The 17,085-nt window shown below is 66.9% G+C and carries 11 protein-coding genes; 6 read left to right on the forward strand and 5 right to left on the reverse strand.

Annotated elements, in window-relative coordinates:
- Window positions 1-96: 96 nt before the first annotated feature.
- A complete protein-coding gene (locus RPC_RS01795; RefSeq protein WP_011470840.1) occupies window positions 97-912 on the reverse strand; it encodes an ABC transporter permease in 816 nt (271 codons plus the stop codon).
- Window positions 909-1,721: an ABC transporter ATP-binding protein gene (locus RPC_RS01800; protein ID WP_011470841.1), complete on the reverse strand. Its 813-nt coding sequence runs from the start codon at window positions 1,719-1,721 to the stop codon at window positions 909-911. The genes RPC_RS01795 and RPC_RS01800 overlap by 4 nt, the downstream gene beginning before the upstream one ends.
- A 313-nt stretch (window positions 1,722-2,034) precedes the next feature.
- Here RPC_RS01800 and RPC_RS01805 point away from each other — a divergent pair, with 313 nt between their 5' ends.
- Window positions 2,035-3,357 (forward strand): ActS/PrrB/RegB family redox-sensitive histidine kinase, encoded by a 1,323-nt coding sequence (locus RPC_RS01805; protein ID WP_011470842.1) that lies wholly within the window; start codon window positions 2,035-2,037, stop codon window positions 3,355-3,357.
- A gap of 115 nt (window positions 3,358-3,472) precedes the next feature.
- The gene (locus tag RPC_RS01810) at window positions 3,473-4,027 is read left to right on the forward strand and encodes an ActR/PrrA/RegA family redox response regulator transcription factor (protein WP_041801272.1); all 555 of its coding nucleotides are present in this window, start codon (window positions 3,473-3,475) and stop codon (window positions 4,025-4,027) included.
- Window positions 4,028-4,570: 543 nt separating this feature from the next.
- Here the strand turns inward: RPC_RS01810 and katG are convergent.
- On the reverse strand, window positions 4,571-6,769 hold the full coding sequence (gene katG, locus RPC_RS01815; protein WP_011470844.1) for a catalase/peroxidase HPI: 2,199 nt from the start codon (window positions 6,767-6,769) through the stop codon (window positions 4,571-4,573).
- Window positions 6,770-7,128: 359 nt separating this feature from the next.
- Here katG and RPC_RS01820 point away from each other — a divergent pair, with 359 nt between their 5' ends.
- Together RPC_RS01820 and mutS are read left to right on the forward strand one after the other, a co-directional pair.
- Complete coding sequence (locus RPC_RS01820; protein ID WP_011470845.1) at window positions 7,129-8,031, forward strand: LysR substrate-binding domain-containing protein; 903 nt, start codon at window positions 7,129-7,131, stop codon at window positions 8,029-8,031.
- A 98-nt stretch (window positions 8,032-8,129) separates the two neighbouring features.
- Window positions 8,130-10,847, forward strand: coding sequence for a DNA mismatch repair protein MutS (mutS, locus tag RPC_RS01825; RefSeq protein ID WP_041801273.1), 2,718 nt, complete (start codon window positions 8,130-8,132; stop codon window positions 10,845-10,847).
- Window positions 10,848-11,105: 258 nt separating this feature from the next.
- Here mutS and RPC_RS01830 read toward each other — a convergent pair whose 3' ends face one another.
- The gene (locus RPC_RS01830; protein ID WP_011470847.1) at window positions 11,106-11,906 is read right to left on the reverse strand and encodes a HesA/MoeB/ThiF family protein; all 801 of its coding nucleotides are present in this window, start codon (window positions 11,904-11,906) and stop codon (window positions 11,106-11,108) included.
- A 92-nt stretch (window positions 11,907-11,998) separates the two neighbouring features.
- Between RPC_RS01830 and RPC_RS01835 the strand changes: the two genes are divergently transcribed.
- Entirely contained in the window at window positions 11,999-13,369 is a 1,371-nt protein-coding gene (locus tag RPC_RS01835) for a serine protease (RefSeq protein WP_011470848.1), read from the forward strand.
- 198 nt (window positions 13,370-13,567) lie between these two features.
- On the forward strand, window positions 13,568-15,424 hold the full coding sequence (locus tag RPC_RS24900) for an ATP-binding protein (protein WP_011470849.1): 1,857 nt from the start codon (window positions 13,568-13,570) through the stop codon (window positions 15,422-15,424).
- A 246-nt stretch (window positions 15,425-15,670) separates the two neighbouring features.
- Here the strand turns inward: RPC_RS24900 and RPC_RS01845 are convergent, their stop codons facing one another.
- Window positions 15,671-17,038 (reverse strand): MmgE/PrpD family protein, encoded by a 1,368-nt coding sequence (locus RPC_RS01845; RefSeq protein ID WP_011470850.1) that lies wholly within the window; start codon window positions 17,036-17,038, stop codon window positions 15,671-15,673.
- Between the last annotated feature and the right edge of the window lie 47 nt (window positions 17,039-17,085).

Here is a 17,085-nt window from a genome sequence, read left to right on the forward strand (position 1 = left end):
GTTGCATCGCCGCATAGTGGCGATTGCGCAGGACAGCGTCAATCCGCAGTTCCACGAGCGGGCATGGGGAATCTCCTGCGGGGTCCCCGGATAGAATTATTCGCCACCCTGGATCAGCGAACCGTGGCGGCGCGCGCTGTTGAGCAGCCAAATGAAGCTCATAAACGACGCCGCGAACAGCACCGCATTGATCAGCAACGCGGAAATCATCAGGTCGGGGCGAAATACGTGCTCGATCAGCAGCGCCCGCATACCCTCGAACACATAGGTCGGTGGCAACGTCCATGCCACATATTGCAGCCAATGTGGCAACACCGTTACCGGATAGTACACGCAGGCCAGCGGCATCAGCCCGAACATCACGGTCCAGACGATACTTTCGGCGCCGAGTCCGTTGCGCAGCACCAGCCCGGACACGAAGATGCCGAGCGACCAGCCGGTGAAGATCAGATTGCAGAAGAACGCCACCAGCGGCAGTCCGAAACCGAACAGGTTGAAGTCGAACAGCCAGGTGGCGAGCGCCAGCATCGGCCCGATGCCGATCGCCAGCCGGATCAGGCTCATGATCATCAGGGCGATCAGGAACTCGACCGGCTTCAGCGGGCTCATCATCAGGTTGCCGAGATTGCGCGCCCACATCTCTTCGAGGAACGAGATCGAAAACCCGAGCTGGCCGCGGAACAGGATGTCCCACAGGACAACCGCGCCGATCAGCGTGCCGCCGGCCTGGGCGAAGAACCCGGCATTCTGCGAGATGTAGTTCTGCAGGAAGCCCCAGGTGATGATTTGCAGCGCCGGCCAATACACCAGTTCCAGCAGCCGCGGCCAGGACGACAACAACAGGTACCAGTAGCGCAGGATCATCGCGCCGATGCGGTGCGCAGCGATGCCGCGATGAACCACGGCGCTCATGACGCTTCGTCCTGCAACGCGCCGTCCTGCACCCGGCCGCGGGCGACGTCGAGAAAAACTTCTTCCAGCGTGGCGCGGTTGTAGCGCTGCATGATGTTGTCCGGGCTGTCGTCGTCCTCGATGCGGCCGCGCTTCATGATGATGACGCGGTCGCACAATCGCTCGACCTCCAGCATGTTGTGCGAGGCCAAGAGGATAGTGGCGCGGTGCTGCTGTCGGTAGGTTTCCAGCCGCTGCCGCACCCAGTCGGCGGTATCCGGGTCGAGCGACGCCGTCGGCTCGTCGAGCAGCAGCAGGTCCGGTCGGTTGATCAGCGCCTTGGCCAGTGCCACCCGGGTCTTCTGCCCGGCGGAGAGTTTGCCGTTGGGGCGATCGAGGAACTCGTTGAGATCGAGGTCGTCGGCGAGCTGCGCGATCCGCTCGCGCAGATCCGGCACCGCGTAGAGCTTGCCGAACACCGTGAGATTCTGCCGCACCGTCAACCGCATCGGCATGTCGACATAGGGGCTTTCGAAATTCATCCGGCCGAGCACGTCCTCGCTCTGCTCCGGCATCGCATAGCCCAGCACCCGCACCGTCCCGGACGTCGGCAATACCAATCCCATGATCATCGCGATGGTGGTGGTCTTGCCGGCGCCGTTGCCGCCGAGCAGCCCGGTGATGCTGCCGCGCGCGATGTCGAACGACACGTCGTCGACGGCGCGGGTGGCCTTGTAGATCTTGACCAGATGCGCGACCTCGATCGCGGCGGCGTGGTCCGGATCAGGCGCGGGGGTGCCGGGCGGCGAGGCGGATTCTGTGCGGGTCATGAGGCCGTTCCTGAGCCATCATCGCGGCAAGTGCAAGATGGGGCGTGGCGCGGGTTTGTGATCGCACGTCGGCGTCGCCCTGGTTCCGAGCGGCGCGTCGACAAACCACCGCGTCATTCCGGGGCGCGAGCAGCTCCGCTGCGAGGAACCCGGAATCTTGCGACACGGGACCGCTATCAGCTCGCTTGTTGCGAGATTCCGGGTTCGCTCGGGCTTGCGCCCTCGCGCCCCGGAATGACAACACGGCGTGTCCCAACACCCCGCGCGCTTGCCCCTATTTGTGATCGCGCTGCGGCGCGGCTAATGTTGCTGCATGACCGATACCGAAGTGTCCGATTTCCGCCATCCGCGCCGCCACGTCCGGCTTGATACCATCCTGCGGCTGCGCTGGCTGGCGGCACTGGGACAACTCGCCGCAGTGTTCGTGGTCGCCCACGGCCTCGAATTCGAGCTGCCGGTGGTGCCCTGCCTCGGCATCATCGCGCTGTCGGCGCTGGTCAACCTCGCGCTGCAGATCGCCTTCAATCCGATGCAGCGGCTGGAGCCGCTGCACGCCGCGGCATTGCTGGCGCTGAACATCGCCGAACTGGCCGGCCTGCTGTTTCTCACCGGCGGCTTGCAGAATCCGTTTTCGTTCCTGTTCCTCGGCCCGGTGCTGATCGCGGCGACCGCGTTGCCGACCAGGATGACGATCACGCTCGGCATCTTCGCGGCGAGCTGCGCCGGCGCGCTGTTGTTCTACCATCTGCCGCTGCCGTGGGACCCGGAAGATCCGGTGGTGTTGCCGCAGATCTATCTGATCGGGGTCTGGCTCTCGATCCTGCTCGCGCTCGGCGTCACCAGTCTTTACACCTTCCAGGTCACCGAGGAGGCGCGCAAATTGTCGGACGCGCTGTCGGCGACCGAACTGGTTTTGACCCGCGAACAGCATTTGACCCAGCTCGACGGTCTCGCCGCCGCTGCCGCGCATGAACTCGGCACGCCGCTGTCGACGATCTTCCTGATCGCCCGCGAGGTCGAGCGCAGCGTCCCGGCCGACAGCCCGCTTGCCGCCGATCTCAGGACGTTGCGCGAACAGGCGCAGCGCTGCCGGGAAATCCTCGCCAAGATCACCCAATTGTCGTCGTCTGGCGCGCCGTTCGACCGCATGCCGTTGTCGACGCTGATCGAGGAGGCGGTGGCGCCGCACCGCGATTTCGGTATCGAGATCCGGGTGCGGATCGCAGTCGCCGGGGTCAGCGAGCCGGTGGTGATGCGCAATCCGGCGATCCTCTACGGCGTCGGCAACATTCTGGAGAACGCCGTGGATTTCGCCCGCACCGCGGTCGAAGTGAATGCCTGGTGGAATGCCGAGACGGTGCAGATCGTAATTTCCGACGATGGCCCCGGCATCGCGCCCGACATGCTGCGGCGAATCGGCGAACCGTATCTGTCGCGGCGACGTGCCGCCGAGACCTCGGGCGGGCATGGTGGGCTCGGTCTCGGCGTGTTCATCGCCCGCACCCTGTTGGAGCGCACCGGCGCCAAAGTGTCGTTCGGCAACAAGACCTTCCCCGACCACGGCGCGGTGGTGCAGATCGTCTGGCCGCGCGCCGATTTCGAAACCGTGCAGACCGCGACCGCGACCGAGGCGTGACACGACGTCGCGCGCTTTTGTCGCGCAGTGCCATCGTCTGATCCGCGGCGGCGGCCTTGGCAGCGCCACAGCGCCTCGCCATATGTTATCGGGCCGCCCAGGAGACGCACGAACCGTGAACGCCATTCCCGAACTGTCCGACTACGCCGACCGCTCGCTGCTGATCGTCGAAGACGACAAGCCGTTTTTGGAGCGGCTGTCGCGCGCCATGGAGACCCGCGGCTTCACCGTGACGGCGTGCGACAACGTCGCCGACGGCCTGTTGCAGATCGGCAAGGCGGCGCCGGCCTTCGCGGTGGTCGACCTGCGGCTCGGCGACGGCAACGGCCTCGACGTGGTCGCGGCCTTGAAGCAGCAGCGCCCCGACGCCCGCGCCATCGTGCTGACCGGCTACGGCAATATCGCCACCGCGGTCACCGCGGTGAAGATGGGCGCGGTGGACTATCTGTCGAAGCCGGCCGATGCCGACGACGTGGTCGCCGCCTTGCTGGCCTCGGGCAGCGAGAAATCCGAACTGCCGAACAATCCGATGTCGGCCGACCGGGTGCGCTGGGAGCACATCCAGCGGATCTACGAGATGTGCAACCGCAACGTCTCGGAAACCGCGCGGCGCCTCAACATGCACCGCCGCACCCTGCAGCGCATCCTCGCCAAGCGCGCGCCGCGCTAGCGGCGAACGCGCGTGGGGTTGATTTGACGACGTCTCCACGCATCTTATCGCCGTCATCCTGAGACGACCGCGCCAAGCGAGGGCCGCGAAGGATGCGGACCCGTACCCGATGTAGCCCCGCGCCTGTGGCCATCCTTCGAGACGCCCGGCTTCGCGCTGCGCGCTACGCCGGGTTCCTCAGGATGACGGTGGTGGTGGAAGGCTGATACTAGAGCATTTTCGGTTAGGATTGCTGCGGTTCAAGAGTCCCGGGCCGTCATTCCGGGGCACCAGCAGCGTCAGCTGCGAGTGAGCCCGGACTCCATAACCACCGCAGGGAGTCCAGACTTGCTCGTTCTTCGAACTCGCAATCCGGAATGACGACCAACATTTTGGTTGGATGATTCAAGCCTAATCGAAAATGCCCTAGGGATAGTTCGACGCGAACCCGTTCGCATCCAAATCGCTGCGCCCAACACGAGAACCCCCGCGATTGCCATCGCGGGGGGTGGTCGTCTGGGTCGTTGCGACTGTCAATCGCCGGCTACTCTGTCGTTCGCAGCACTACTCCGCGGCTTCCAGCAGCACCGGCTCGGCGATGAGGTCGAAGCGGTCGGCGTTCATCACCTTGGTCCAGGCGGCGACGAAGTCGTTGACGAACTTCTCTTTGGAATCCGCCTGCGCATAGACCTCGGCGAGCGCGCGCAGCTGCGAGTGCGAGCCGAAGATCAGGTCGACGCGGGTCGCGGTCCACTTCACTTCGCCCGACTTGCGGTCGCGGCCCTCATAGATGCCTTCCGTCCCGGAGGGCTGCCACGACGTCGCCATCGTCAACAGGTTGACGAAGAAGTCGTTGCTCAGCGTGCCCGGCTTGGTGGTGAACACGCCGTGCTTGGAATCCCCCGCATTGGCGCCGAGCACCCGCAGGCCGCCGACCAGCACGGTCATTTCCGGCGCGGTCAACGTCAACAGCTGCGCCCGATCCACCAAAGCCTCTTCGGGCTTCATGAATTGGTGCTTCTTGCTGTTGATGTAGTTGCGGAAGCCATCGGCGCGCGGTTCCAGCGGCGCGAAGGACGGCGCGTCGGTCTGCTCCTGCGAGGCGTCCATGCGGCCCGGCGAGAACGGCACCTTGACCGCGACGCCGGCGTCCTTGGCGGCCTTCTCGATCGCCGCGACACCGCCGAGCACGATCAGGTCGGCGAGCGAGACCTTCTTGCCGAACTCCTTGCCGATCGCTTCCAGCTTCTGCAGCACGGTTGCGAGCTGCTCCGGCTGGTTGACCTCCCAGTCCTTCTGCGGAGCGAGACGAATGCGCGCGCCATTGGCGCCGCCGCGCTTGTCGGAGCCGCGGAAGGTCGAGGCCGAATTCCAGGCGGTGGAGACCAGGTCCGCGACCGAGAGGCCCGAACCGAGGATCTTGGCCTTCAAGGCTTCGACGTCGGCGTCGTTGATCAGTTCATGATCGACCGGCGGGATCGGGTCCTGCCAGAGCAGCGTTTCCTTCGGCACTTCCGGGCCGAGATAGCGCGCCACCGGGCCCATATCGCGATGGGTCAGCTTGAACCAGGCCCGCGCGAAGGCGTCGGCGAACTCATCCGGATTCTCGTAGAACCGCCGCGAGATCTTCTCGTAGATCGGATCGAAGCGCAGCGCGAGGTCGGAGGTCAGCATGGTCGGCAGCCGCTTCTTCGATGGGTCGAACGGGTCCGGCACCGACGGCTCGGCGTTCTTGGCGACCCATTGCTGGGCGCCGGCCGGGCTCTTGGTCAATTCCCATTCGAACTTGAACAGGTTGTCGAAGAAGTGGTTGCTCCACTTGGTCGGCTCCTGCGACCAGATCACTTCCGGTCCGCCGGTGATGGCGTCGGCGCCGAAGCCGGTGCCGTATTTGCTCTTCCAGCCGAGCCCCTGGTCCTCGACGTCGCCGCCTTCCGGCTCCGGCCCGAGCAGCGACGGATCGCCGGCGCCGTGGGTCTTGCCGAAGGTGTGGCCGCCGGCGATCAGCGCCACGGTCTCTTCGTCGTTCATCGCCATGCGGGCGAAGGTTTCGCGGATGTCCTTGGCAGACCCGAGCGGATCCGGGTTGCCGTTCGGGCCTTCCGGATTGACGTAGATCAGCCCCATCTGCACTGCGCCGAGCGGATCGGCGAGCTGGCGCTCGCCGCTGTAGCGCTCGTCGCCGAGCCAGGTGCCTTCGGGTCCCCAGAACAATTCTTCCGGCTCCCAGGTATCGGCGCGGCCGCCGGCAAAGCCGAAGGTCTGAAAGCCCATCGATTCCAGCGCGACGTTGCCGGCCAGCACATAGAGATCGGCCCAGGAAATCTTCTGGCCGTATTTCTGCTTGATCGGCCACAACAGCCGGCGCGCCTTGTCGAGATTGGCGTTGTCGGGCCAGGAATTCAGCGGCGCGAAGCGCTGCTGGCCGGCGCCGGCGCCGCCGCGGCCGTCGGTGGTGCGATAGGTGCCGGCGCTATGCCAGGCCATGCGGATGAACAGACCGCCGTAATGGCCGAAATCCGCCGGCCACCAGTCCTGCGACTCCGTCATCAGCGCGGTGAGGTCCTGTTTCAGCGCCTTGAGGTCGAGCGTCTTGAACTGTTCGGCATAATGGAAATCCTTGCCGAGCGGGTCGGCGGAGGGCGAGCGCTGGTGCAGCATCGACAGGTTGAGCTGCTCCGGCCACCAGTCGCGGTTGCCGCGCGGCGCCGGGCCGTGGGCGACGGGGCATTTGCCGGCTTTGTCGTCAGTCTTGGCGTCCATGGGTGTCTCCGTTCGTGGTGTCATTGTGCGTGTTAGCGTTGTCGTCGGTTCGGCACCGCGCCCCTCGGCATCCACGATGCGCCAACAGGCGCACCGGACCGAGCCGGTCCGCGGCGTTTTGATTTCGATGCACCGGCAATTCGATTGCCGGCGGGTGGTCGTGATCCGTGCGGCGGCGCGTCCTCCGACAGCCAGATGTCCGAACCGGGTCCGGCATCTTGCTGCGCGATGATGATGGTTTGTTGGTCGGCGGTCCGAGGCGGCGATCGCCGGGGACCCGACGGCGTGAATCTGGAACACTTCCATCATCAGGTCCAGTCGAATTGCATTGTTCCCGCGATCAGTTTATCTGATCGCTGATGGTCACGCTGCGTCAACTTCGCTATCTCTCCGCGCTCGCCAAACACGGCCATTTCGGCCGCGCCGCCGAGGCCTGTTCGGTGACCCAGCCGGCGCTGTCGATGCAGATCGGCGATCTGGAGCGCAGGCTCGGGGTCAAGGTGGTGGAGCGGCGGCCCGGCGAGGTTTTGCTGACCGACGCCGGCCGCGAGATCGCCCGGCGCGGCGACGAGGTGCTGACGGCATCGCGCGACCTCGTCGATTTCGCCCGCCACCGCGGCAAGCCGTTGACCGGACGGCTGACGCTCGGCGTGATCCCGTCGCTGGCGCCGTATCTGCTGCCGAAGATTTTGCCGGCGCTGCAGCGCGGCTATCCCGAGCTGCGGCTGGAATTGCGCGAGAGCCAGACCCGCTCATTGGTCGGCGACATCAAGAGCGGCGTGCTCGACGCCGCCTTGCTGGCGTTGCCGCTGGAGGATTCCGAACTCGACGCCTTGCCGCTGTTCGAGGATCTGTTCCTGCTGGCGGTGCCGGCCGACGATCCGCGCCCCGACACCGCCCGCATCGGCGCCCGCGATATCGATCAGAGCCGGCTGATCCTATTGGAAGACGGCCATTGCCTGCGCGACCAGGCCTTGGCGTTCTGCGCCACCGCGCGGCGCGGCCGGCAGCAGTCCAGCGCCGGGATGACGTTCGGCGCCTCCAGCCTGTCGACGGTGATGCAGATGGTCGCCAACGGCTACGGCATCACGCTGATTCCGCAGATCGCCGCCGAGGTCGAGCGCCGCGACAGCCGGGTGCGGCTGTTGCGGCTGAAGGATCCGCAGCCCGGCCGCAGCATCGGCCTGGTGTTCCGCGCGACCTCGCCGCGCAAGGCGGACTTCACCGCGCTCGGCGAGGTGGTGAAAGAGAGCGTGGGTTGAGCCGGCGGGAGGGCCGGTGCGCCAATCATGCAAAACCGTGTATTGCCGCGCTGAGCGGGTAGGATCGCGCGGCGGAATTGCGCTAGTTTGCGCCCGCCATGAGCATCGAACCCGACATTTCGCCGTCCCCCGACACGCCCGCGCCGATCGAGGCGAAGGTGTCGCCGATGATGGAGCAGTACCACGAGATCAAGGCCGCCAATCCCGGCCTGCTGCTGTTCTACCGGATGGGCGATTTCTACGAATTGTTCTTCGAGGACGCCGAGATCGCCGCGCGCGCGCTCGGCATCACGCTGACCAAGCGCGGCAAGCACAAGGGCCAGGACATCCCGATGTGCGGCGTGCCGGTGGAGCGCTCCGACGACTATCTGCATCGGCTGATCGCGCTCGGCCACCGCGTCGCGGTGTGCGAGCAGACCGAAGATCCGGCCGCGGCGCGCGCCCGCAAAAGCGTGGTGCGGCGCGACGTGGTGCGGCTGATCACGCCCGGCACGCTGACCGAAGACACCCTGCTCGACGCCCGCGCCAACAACTACCTGCTGGCGATTGCGCGGGCCCGCGCCTCCGCCGGCGCCGACCGCATCGGGCTCGCCTGGATCGACATCTCGACCGCGGAATTCATCGTCACCGAATGCGCGCCCGCCGAACTCGCCGCCACCTTGGCGCGGATCAACCCCAACGAGGCGATCGTCACCGACGCGCTGTATAGCGACCCTGAATTGGGTCCGTTGCTGCGCGAATTGCCGGCGGTGACGCCGCTGACCCGCGACGTGTTCGACTCGGCGACCGCGGAGCGGCGGCTGTGCGATTACTTCGCGGTGGCGACGATGGATGGGCTGTCGGCGATGTCGCGGCTGGAGGCCACCGCGGCCGCCGCCTGCGTCACCTATATCGACCGCACCCAGCTCGGCAAGAAGCCGCCTTTGTCGCCGCCGTCGCGCGAGGCGACCGGCTCGACCATGGCGATCGATCCGGCGACGAGAGCCAATCTCGAACTGACCCGCACGCTCTCCGGCGAGCGCCGCGGCTCGCTACTGGACGCGATCGACTGCACCGTCACCGCCGCCGGCTCGCGGCTGCTGGCGCAGCGGCTCGCCGCACCGTTGACCGATGTCGAGCAGATCGCGCAGCGGCTCGACGCCGTGGCGGCGTTGCTGCCCGATCCCGGCTTGCGCGAAGCGCTGCGGGCGACGCTGCGCGCAGCGCCCGACATGTCGCGAGCGCTGGCGCGGCTCTCGGTCGGTCGCGGCGGGCCGCGCGACTTGGCCGCGTTGCGCGACGGCTTGCTCGCGGCCGATCAGGCGCTGGCGCAGCTTGGCGCGCTGGAAGTGCCGCCGAAAGAAATTCAGACCGCGATGGCGGCGCTGCGGCGGCCGTCGCGCGACCTCGCACAAGAATTCTCCCGCGCGCTCGCCGATGATCTCCCCTTAATGAAGCGCGACGGCGGCTTCGTCCGCGAGGGTTATCATGACGCGCTCGACGAGACCCGCAAGCTGCGCGACGATTCGCGGCTGATCGTCGCGGCGATGCAGGCGCGCTACGCCGACGATTGCGGCGTCAAGGGCCTGAAGATCCGCCACAACAACGTGCTCGGCTACTTCGTCGAAGTCACCGCGCAGCACGGCGATAAGCTGATGGCGCCGCCGCTCAACTTGACCTTCATCCATCGCCAGACGCTGGCCGGGCAGACCCGCTTCACCACCGCCGAACTCGGCGAGATCGAAGCCAAGATCGCCAATGCGGGCGACCGCGCGCTCGGCCTCGAACTGGAGATCTTCGAGCGCCTCGTCGCGCTGGTGCAGGCCGCCACCGACGATCTGCGCGCCGCGGCGCACGGCTTCGCGGCGCTCGACGTCACCCTGGCGCTGGCGAAACTCGCGGTGGACGACAACTACGTCCGCCCCGAGGTCGACGGCTCGCTTAGCTTCGCGATCGAAGGCGGCCGCCATCCGGTGGTCGAGCAGGCTTTGCGCCGCGATGGCCAGCCGTTCATCGCCAACGCCTGCGACCTCTCACCCGGGCCGGGGCAGCAATCCGGGCAGATCTGGCTGATCACCGGCCCCAACATGGCGGGTAAATCGACTTTTCTCAGGCAGAACGCGCTGATCGCGCTGTTGGCGCAGATCGGTTCCTTCGTGCCGGCGTCGCGCGCCCGCATCGGCATCGTCGACCGGCTGTTCTCGCGGGTCGGCGCCGCCGATGACCTTGCGCGCGGCCGTTCCACCTTCATGGTCGAGATGGTCGAGACCGCGGTGATCTTGAACCAGGCCTCGGAGCGCGCGCTGGTGATCCTGGATGAGATCGGCCGCGGCACCGCGACCTTCGACGGGTTGTCGATCGCCTGGGCGGCGATCGAGCATCTGCATGAGTCAAATCGCTGCCGCTCGCTGTTCGCCACGCATTACCACGAACTCACCGCGCTCTCCGCCAAGCTGCCGCGGCTATTCAACGCCACCGTGCGGGTCAAGGAATGGCACGGCGACGTGGTGTTTCTGCACGAGGTGCTGCCGGGCTCGGCGGATCGCTCCTACGGCATCCAGGTGGCGAAGCTCGCCGGATTGCCGCCATCGGTGATCACGCGGGCGAAGTCGGTGCTGGCGAAACTGGAGGCGCAAGACCGCGGCCAGTCGGCGCGCGCCTTGGCCGAAGACCTGCCGCTGTTCGCCGTCACCGCCCGCGCCGCGGCGGAGCCGTCGCCGCCCAGCGAGGCCGAACGACTGATCGAAGCGCTGAAGGCGCTGCACCCGGATGAACTCAGCCCACGCGAAGCGCTGGATGCGCTCTACGCGCTGAAGGCCAAGTTGGGGAAGGCCTAGAGATTTTTCGGTTAGGATTGAATCGTCCAACCAAAGTCGGCGTCATTCCGGATTGCGAGTTCGAAGAACGAGCAAGTCCGGAATCCATACTCCCTGTGGTGGTTATGGATTCCGGGCTCACTCGCAGCGAAGCTGCTCGTGCCCCGGAATGACGGCCCGGGGCTCTTGAACCGCATCAATCCTAACCGGAAATGCTCTAGAGCGAATCCGCCAGCATCGGTCGCGATGCCGATCTTGATGCGGCAAAAAAGTTGCCGCTCAGGCGTGGGCGCTGAGATCCAAAATGCTCGGCCGATCGCCGTTCAACGGATTGGCCGGGTCGCGGTTGTAGCGCAGGGTTTCGAACCGCATCGCGCGGGCGTCGATCATCAACAGCCGGCCGACCAGGCCCTCGCCGAAGCCGACGATCTCGCGGATCGCCTCCAGCGCCATCATCGAGCCGAGCACGCCGGCGAGCGCGCCGAGCACGCCGGCCTCCTGGCAGCTCGGCACCGTGCCGGGCGGCGGCGCTTCCGGAAACAGGCAGCGATAGGTCGGGTTGAGTTCGCCGTCGGCGTTCTTCTCATGGGCGCGGATCGTGGTCAGCGAGCCGTCGAACACCCCGAGCGCGCCGGTGATCAGCGGCTTCCGCGCCAGATAGCAGGCGTCGGACACCAGATAGCGGGTGGCGAAATTGTCCGAGCCGTCGAGCACCATATCGTAGCTGCCGATCAACTGCATCGCGTTGTCGGCGTCGATCCGCATCGGGTGGCGGACGAAACGGACGTGCGGATTGAGCGCGGTGATGCGATCCTCGGCGCTGTCGACCTTGCTGCGGCCGATGTCCGGGGTGGCGTGGATGATCTGGCGCTGCAGGTTGGACAGCGACACGGTGTCGTCGTCGACCACGCCGAGTGTGCCGACGCCGGCGGCCGCCAGATACATCAATGACGGCGCGCCGAGCCCGCCGGCGCCGATCACCAGCACCGAGGCGGCCTGCAGCTTGGCCTGGCCGGGGCCGCCGACCTCGCGCAGCACGATGTGGCGGGCATAGCGTTCGAGTTCGTCGCCACTCAGCATGATGGAAGGCACCTTGTCATGAACCGCTGCGCCGCTGTCGCCGACCCGGCATTTGTGGTTAGCTGCGCGCGGCATAGCAGGCAGGAGTTGTCATGAGAACGATGCTCGCCGCAACCCTGATGATGGTATTCGCGGCCGGCAGCGCCACGGCGCAAATGTCGCCGCCGGCCACCGCAGGCGGCAAGCCGAAGCCGGTCGCCACCGTGGCGATCCGCCCGGCGCTGCAAACCCCGGCCAATACCGCCAATGCGATGGCGCAGGCCGAGCGCACCGCGATCCAGTCGGACCTGGCCTGGGCCGGGCATTACAATGGCGCGATCAACGGCGAGGGGTCCGAGCGCATGGTCGCGGCGATCAAGGCGTTCCAGACCGACCGCGGCGGCAAGCCGACTGGCGTGCTCAATCCGCAGGAACGCGGCACGCTCGCCGAGGTCGCCAAGAAGGCGAAGGACAATGTCGGCTGGAAACTGGTCAGCGATTCCGTCACCGGCGCGCGGCTCGGGCTGCCGCTGAAGCTGGTGCCGCAGCAGACCAGCGACGCCAACGGCGCGAAATGGAGCTCCTCGACCGGCACCATCCAGGTGCTGCTCAGCCGCCGCAAGGAGGCCGAGCCCTCCACCGCCAAGCTCGCCGCGCAGGAAAAGACAGAGCCGGCCGGCCGCAAGGTCGAATACAGCGCGGTGAAGCCGGATTTCTTCGTGCTGTCGGGGCTGCAGGGGCTGAAGAAATTCTACGTCCGCGGCGCCTTCAAGGACGCCGAAGTCCGCATCCTCACCATCCTCTACGACCAGGCCACCGAGGGCACCATGGAGCCGGTGGTGATCGCGATGTCGAGCGCGTTCACTCCGTTTCCGGCCGGCGTTCAGGCCGCAGGGCCGCCGCCGCGGAAATCGGTGGAATATTCCACCGGCGTGGTGGTCAGCGCCGACGGTGCGATCCTCGCCGACCGCCAGGCGGTGGACGGCTGCCAGGCGATCGTGGTCGCCGGCCTCGGCCGCGCCGAGAAGGTGGCCGAGGACAAGGCGCACGATCTGGCGCTGCTGCGGGTCTATGGCGCGCAGGGACTTGCGCCGCTCGGGCTCGGCGGCGGCGCCGCCAAGCCGAGCGTCGAATTGATCGGCATCGCCGATCCGCAGAGCCAGGGCGGCGGCTCCGCGGCGAGCAGCGTGCGGGCGCAGATCGCCCCGGTCGCCGCCGGCCGCGATCTGGCGCTGACGCCGGCGCCGGGGCTCGGCTTTTCCGGCGCCGCGGCGGTCGATGCCGAGGGCAGATTCGCTGGGCTTGCGCTGTTGAAGCCGGTGCTGTTCGCAGGCCCGGCGAATGGCGCAGCGCCGGCGCAAGCGATGCTGGTGCCGGCCGAGACCGTCCGCGGCTTCCTCAAGGACAACGCGGTGGCGACCACCGCGGCCTCGGCCGGCGATGCCAAGGCGTCGGTGCTCCGCCTGATCTGCGTGCGGAAGTAGCGGCGCCGCCGCCGTCGCCCTCCTCCGCAAGACGGCGGCCACTGACCAGGATTGCTCAGACGCCGCCCCCCATTGGGCGCAGCATCCAGCGCTGATTCGAGGTCCCTGGCCCTGCTCCCCATGTGTTCAGGCAACGCCGGGACTTCATGATGTGAACGGTCGCGCTGGCTGAGACCACAGCGGGGGGACTGACCGATCATGGACGATGCCTCGAAGCGCCCTCCCATTCCCGTCGCACCAGATGACAATCCGGCGTCGACCGACGCGACCAAAATCGACAAGCTGCTGCGGCAACAGGCGGCGATTGCGCGGTTCGGCACGTTTTCGCTGCGCGAATGGGATCTCTCGAAGATCCTGAACGAAGCGGTGCGGGTCTGCGCCGAGGGGCTCGACGCCCCCTTCAGCAAGGTCTGCCGGCATCGCCCCGAGCAGAACGATCTCTTGATCGTCGCCGGCTACGGCTGGCAGGATGGCGTGGTCGGCCATGTGGTGTCGCGCGCCGATATGAGTTCGCCGCAGGGGCGCGCGTTTTCCACCGGCACGCCCGCGGTCTGCGACGATCTGAAGAAGGACCGCTACTTCGATCCGCCGGCGTTCTATGCCGCGCACGGCATCGTCTCGACCATCGACGTCGTCATCAGAGGCAGCGGCGACCAGCCCTACGGCATCCTGGAAATCGACAACAATCAGCAGCAAGACTACGACCAATACGACGTCAATTTCCTGACCGGCTTCGCCAATGTGCTGGCCGAAGCCGTGGCGACCGCATCGCGAGCGCGGGAGTTGCAGGACGCCTTCGATCGGATGAAGCGGCTGGCCGAGGACAAGGAGCGCCTGCTGCAGGAGAAGAACGCCGTCGATCTGCAGATGCGCCAGGCGCAAAAGATGGAAGCGGTCGGGCAATTGACCGGCGGCCTCGCCCACGACCTCAACAACATCCTCACCGTCATCTCCGGCACCATCGAGATTCTCGCCGCGGCGGTCGCGGACCGGCCGCAACTCGCGGCGATCGCCAAGATGATCGACGAGGCCGCGGTGCGCGGCGCCGAACTGACGCAGCGGCTGCTGGCATTCGCGCGCAAGCAGCCGCTGCATCCGCGCGCGATCGACGTCAATGCGCTGATCGTCGAGGCGACCAATCTGCTACGGCCGACGCTCGGCGATCACATCACCCTCGTCACCACGCTGGCCGGGGAGCTGTCGCGCGCCCTGATCGATCCCGGACAACTCACCAACACCATCCTCAACCTCGCGCTCAACGCCCGCGATTCGATGCCCGAGGGCGGCGAGGTCAGCATCACCACCCGCGACATCGTGCTCGACGCGAGCGCCGCGGCGGCCAATGAACTCGATGCCGGCAGCTATGTGCTGGTCGCGGTCGGCGATTCCGGGCACGGCATTCCGGCGGACATCCTGCCCAGGGTGTTCGAGCCGTTCTTCACCACCAAGGATGTCGGCAAGGGATCCGGTCTCGGCCTCAGCATGGTCTATGGCTTCGTCAAGCAATCCAACGGCCACGTCGTGATCGAGAGCGTGCCGGACCACGGCACCACGGTGACGATGCTGCTGCCGCAAGCCACCGGGGTCGCTCAACCGCAATTGGAATTGGTCAGCCAACCGAAGATTCAGGGTGGCACCGAGACCATCCTGGTGGTGGAGGACGACGACCTGGTGCGCCGCTACGTGATCGGACAGATCGAAAGCCTGGGCTATGCGACGCTGACCGCGGCCAACGCCGCGGAAGCGCTGGTGGTGATCGATAGCGCGCAGCCGATCGATCTGTTGTTCACCGACATGACCATGCCCGGGGCGCTCAACGGCCGGCAACTGGCCGTCGAAGCGCGGCGTCGCAGGCCGGCGTTGAGCGTGCTGTTCAGTTCGGGCTTCACCGAGGAGAGCGTGGTTCATGATGGCCATATCGATGCCGAGATGCTGTTCCTCGCCAAGCCCTACCGCAAAGCGGATCTGGCGCGCATGATCCGCGTCGCCCTGACCGGCACCGCGCAGCCACAGGCCGTGGCGCAGCCGGGGGCGCCGATTCCCGCCGTGGCGTGAGCGTGGGCGTTGGCCGGCGAGGTGCCGGCCGAAACGCTTCACCGACACGCACCGTCATCCCGGGGCACGAGCGGCGTGAGCCGCGAGTGAACCCGAGATCCAGTATTCACCGCCCTGGAACACTGGATTCCGGGTTCGCCCGGCCTGCGGCCTCGCGCCCCGGAATGACAGCTGCTTTGGACAGAGCAGTGTGCCAGCAGGCTGGCGTCCCAAAGCCGATAGCAAGTAATTATCGTCCGGGACCTGCTACCCTCTTCCCAGCGCCGCCACATCGGCGACGCGGTCGAAGCGCTCCAGCGCCAGCATCGCGTCGGCGAAGGTTTCGGCGCCGCCGTTCAGCACCGGGCGCGCCAGCTGCAGGAATTTCTGCTGCATGGCGCCGGCGCTGGGAAACGCGGCGGGCTCGCCGGAGGGGTCCGGAATCAGCCGCTCGCGCACGCCATCTTCGGTACTGATGCTGACATGGGCGCCGAACGGGTGGCTCCGGCCTTCCAATCGCACGTCCTGCACCACGTCGAATTTTTCCGCCAGCGCGTCGATCGAAGGATCGCCGAGCCTTGCATAATCGTCCCAGCCGAAGCGGCCCTTCTCCAGCGCCACGGCGCCGGTGAAATACATCGAGAATTGCCCGGCGACGATCGATCGCGGATGCCGCTTGGTGGCGGCGTCGCCGGTCAGCGTGATGCCGTTGCGATGCAGGCCGATCGCCACGCGGGTGATCTGGTCCGGCGCGAGGTTATGCTCGCGGCGCATCGCGATCAGCGCGTCGATCGCCGCGTGGGTGTAACGGCAGCTCGGATAAGGTTTCACCCCGATCTTCATCGTTTCATAGACCGAGCCGAGACCGGCCACGGCTTGGTCCGGATGTGCATCGTCGCTGTAGCCGACTAACAAGCCGTGCTTGCCCTCGATCGATTGCGTGGCGCCGAGAAAGCCGTTGCGGGCGAGCGTGGCGGCGATCACCCCGTTCATCGCCGCGGCGCCGACTTGGTAGCGCTTGTTCCAGGCGCCGTTGACCAGAAATTGCAGCGAGCCCGCGGCCTGGCTGCCGGCGACGCCGAACGCCGCGACGATCTGATGTTGCGACAGCTTGAACAGCTTGGCCGCGGCGGCCGCCGCGCCGAACGTGCCGGCGGTGGCGGTGGGATGAAAGCCGCGGGCGTAATGCGAGGTGGGGTCGAGCGCGTTGCCGAGCCGGCAGCACACTTCATAGCCGGCAATGATCGCGGTCAGCACCTCGGCCCCCGAGGCGCCGACCAGCTCTCCGACCGCGAAGGCGGCGGGCACCACCGGCGCGGAGGGATGCAGCGAGGAATCGGCGTGGGTGTCGTCGAAGTCCAGCGAATGGCCGAGCGCGCCGTTGAGCAGGGCGGCCACCGCCGGGGTCCAGCCGCGATCGTCGCCGAACACCGTTGATTGGCCCGCGCCATCGAGCGACAGCGCCCGCAGCGTCTGCAAGATCGCCGGCGTCGATTCGGCGTCGCGCCGCGCCCGGATCGTACTGCCGAGAAAATCCAGCGTCAGGCTTTTGGCGCGGGTCCGCACCTCGGGCGGAATATCGGCGAAAGCAAGGCCGGCGACGTAGCCGGCCAGAGTCGCGGTCTCATCGGTCATCGGCGCGCCCGGGCAGTGGAAGGTGCGGCAGGGTAGGCGGAGCGATG

Origin of the sequence: Rhodopseudomonas palustris BisB18 (assembly GCF_000013745.1) — a bacterium.
GTDB lineage: Bacteria > Pseudomonadota > Alphaproteobacteria > Rhizobiales > Xanthobacteraceae > Rhodopseudomonas_A > Rhodopseudomonas_A palustris_F.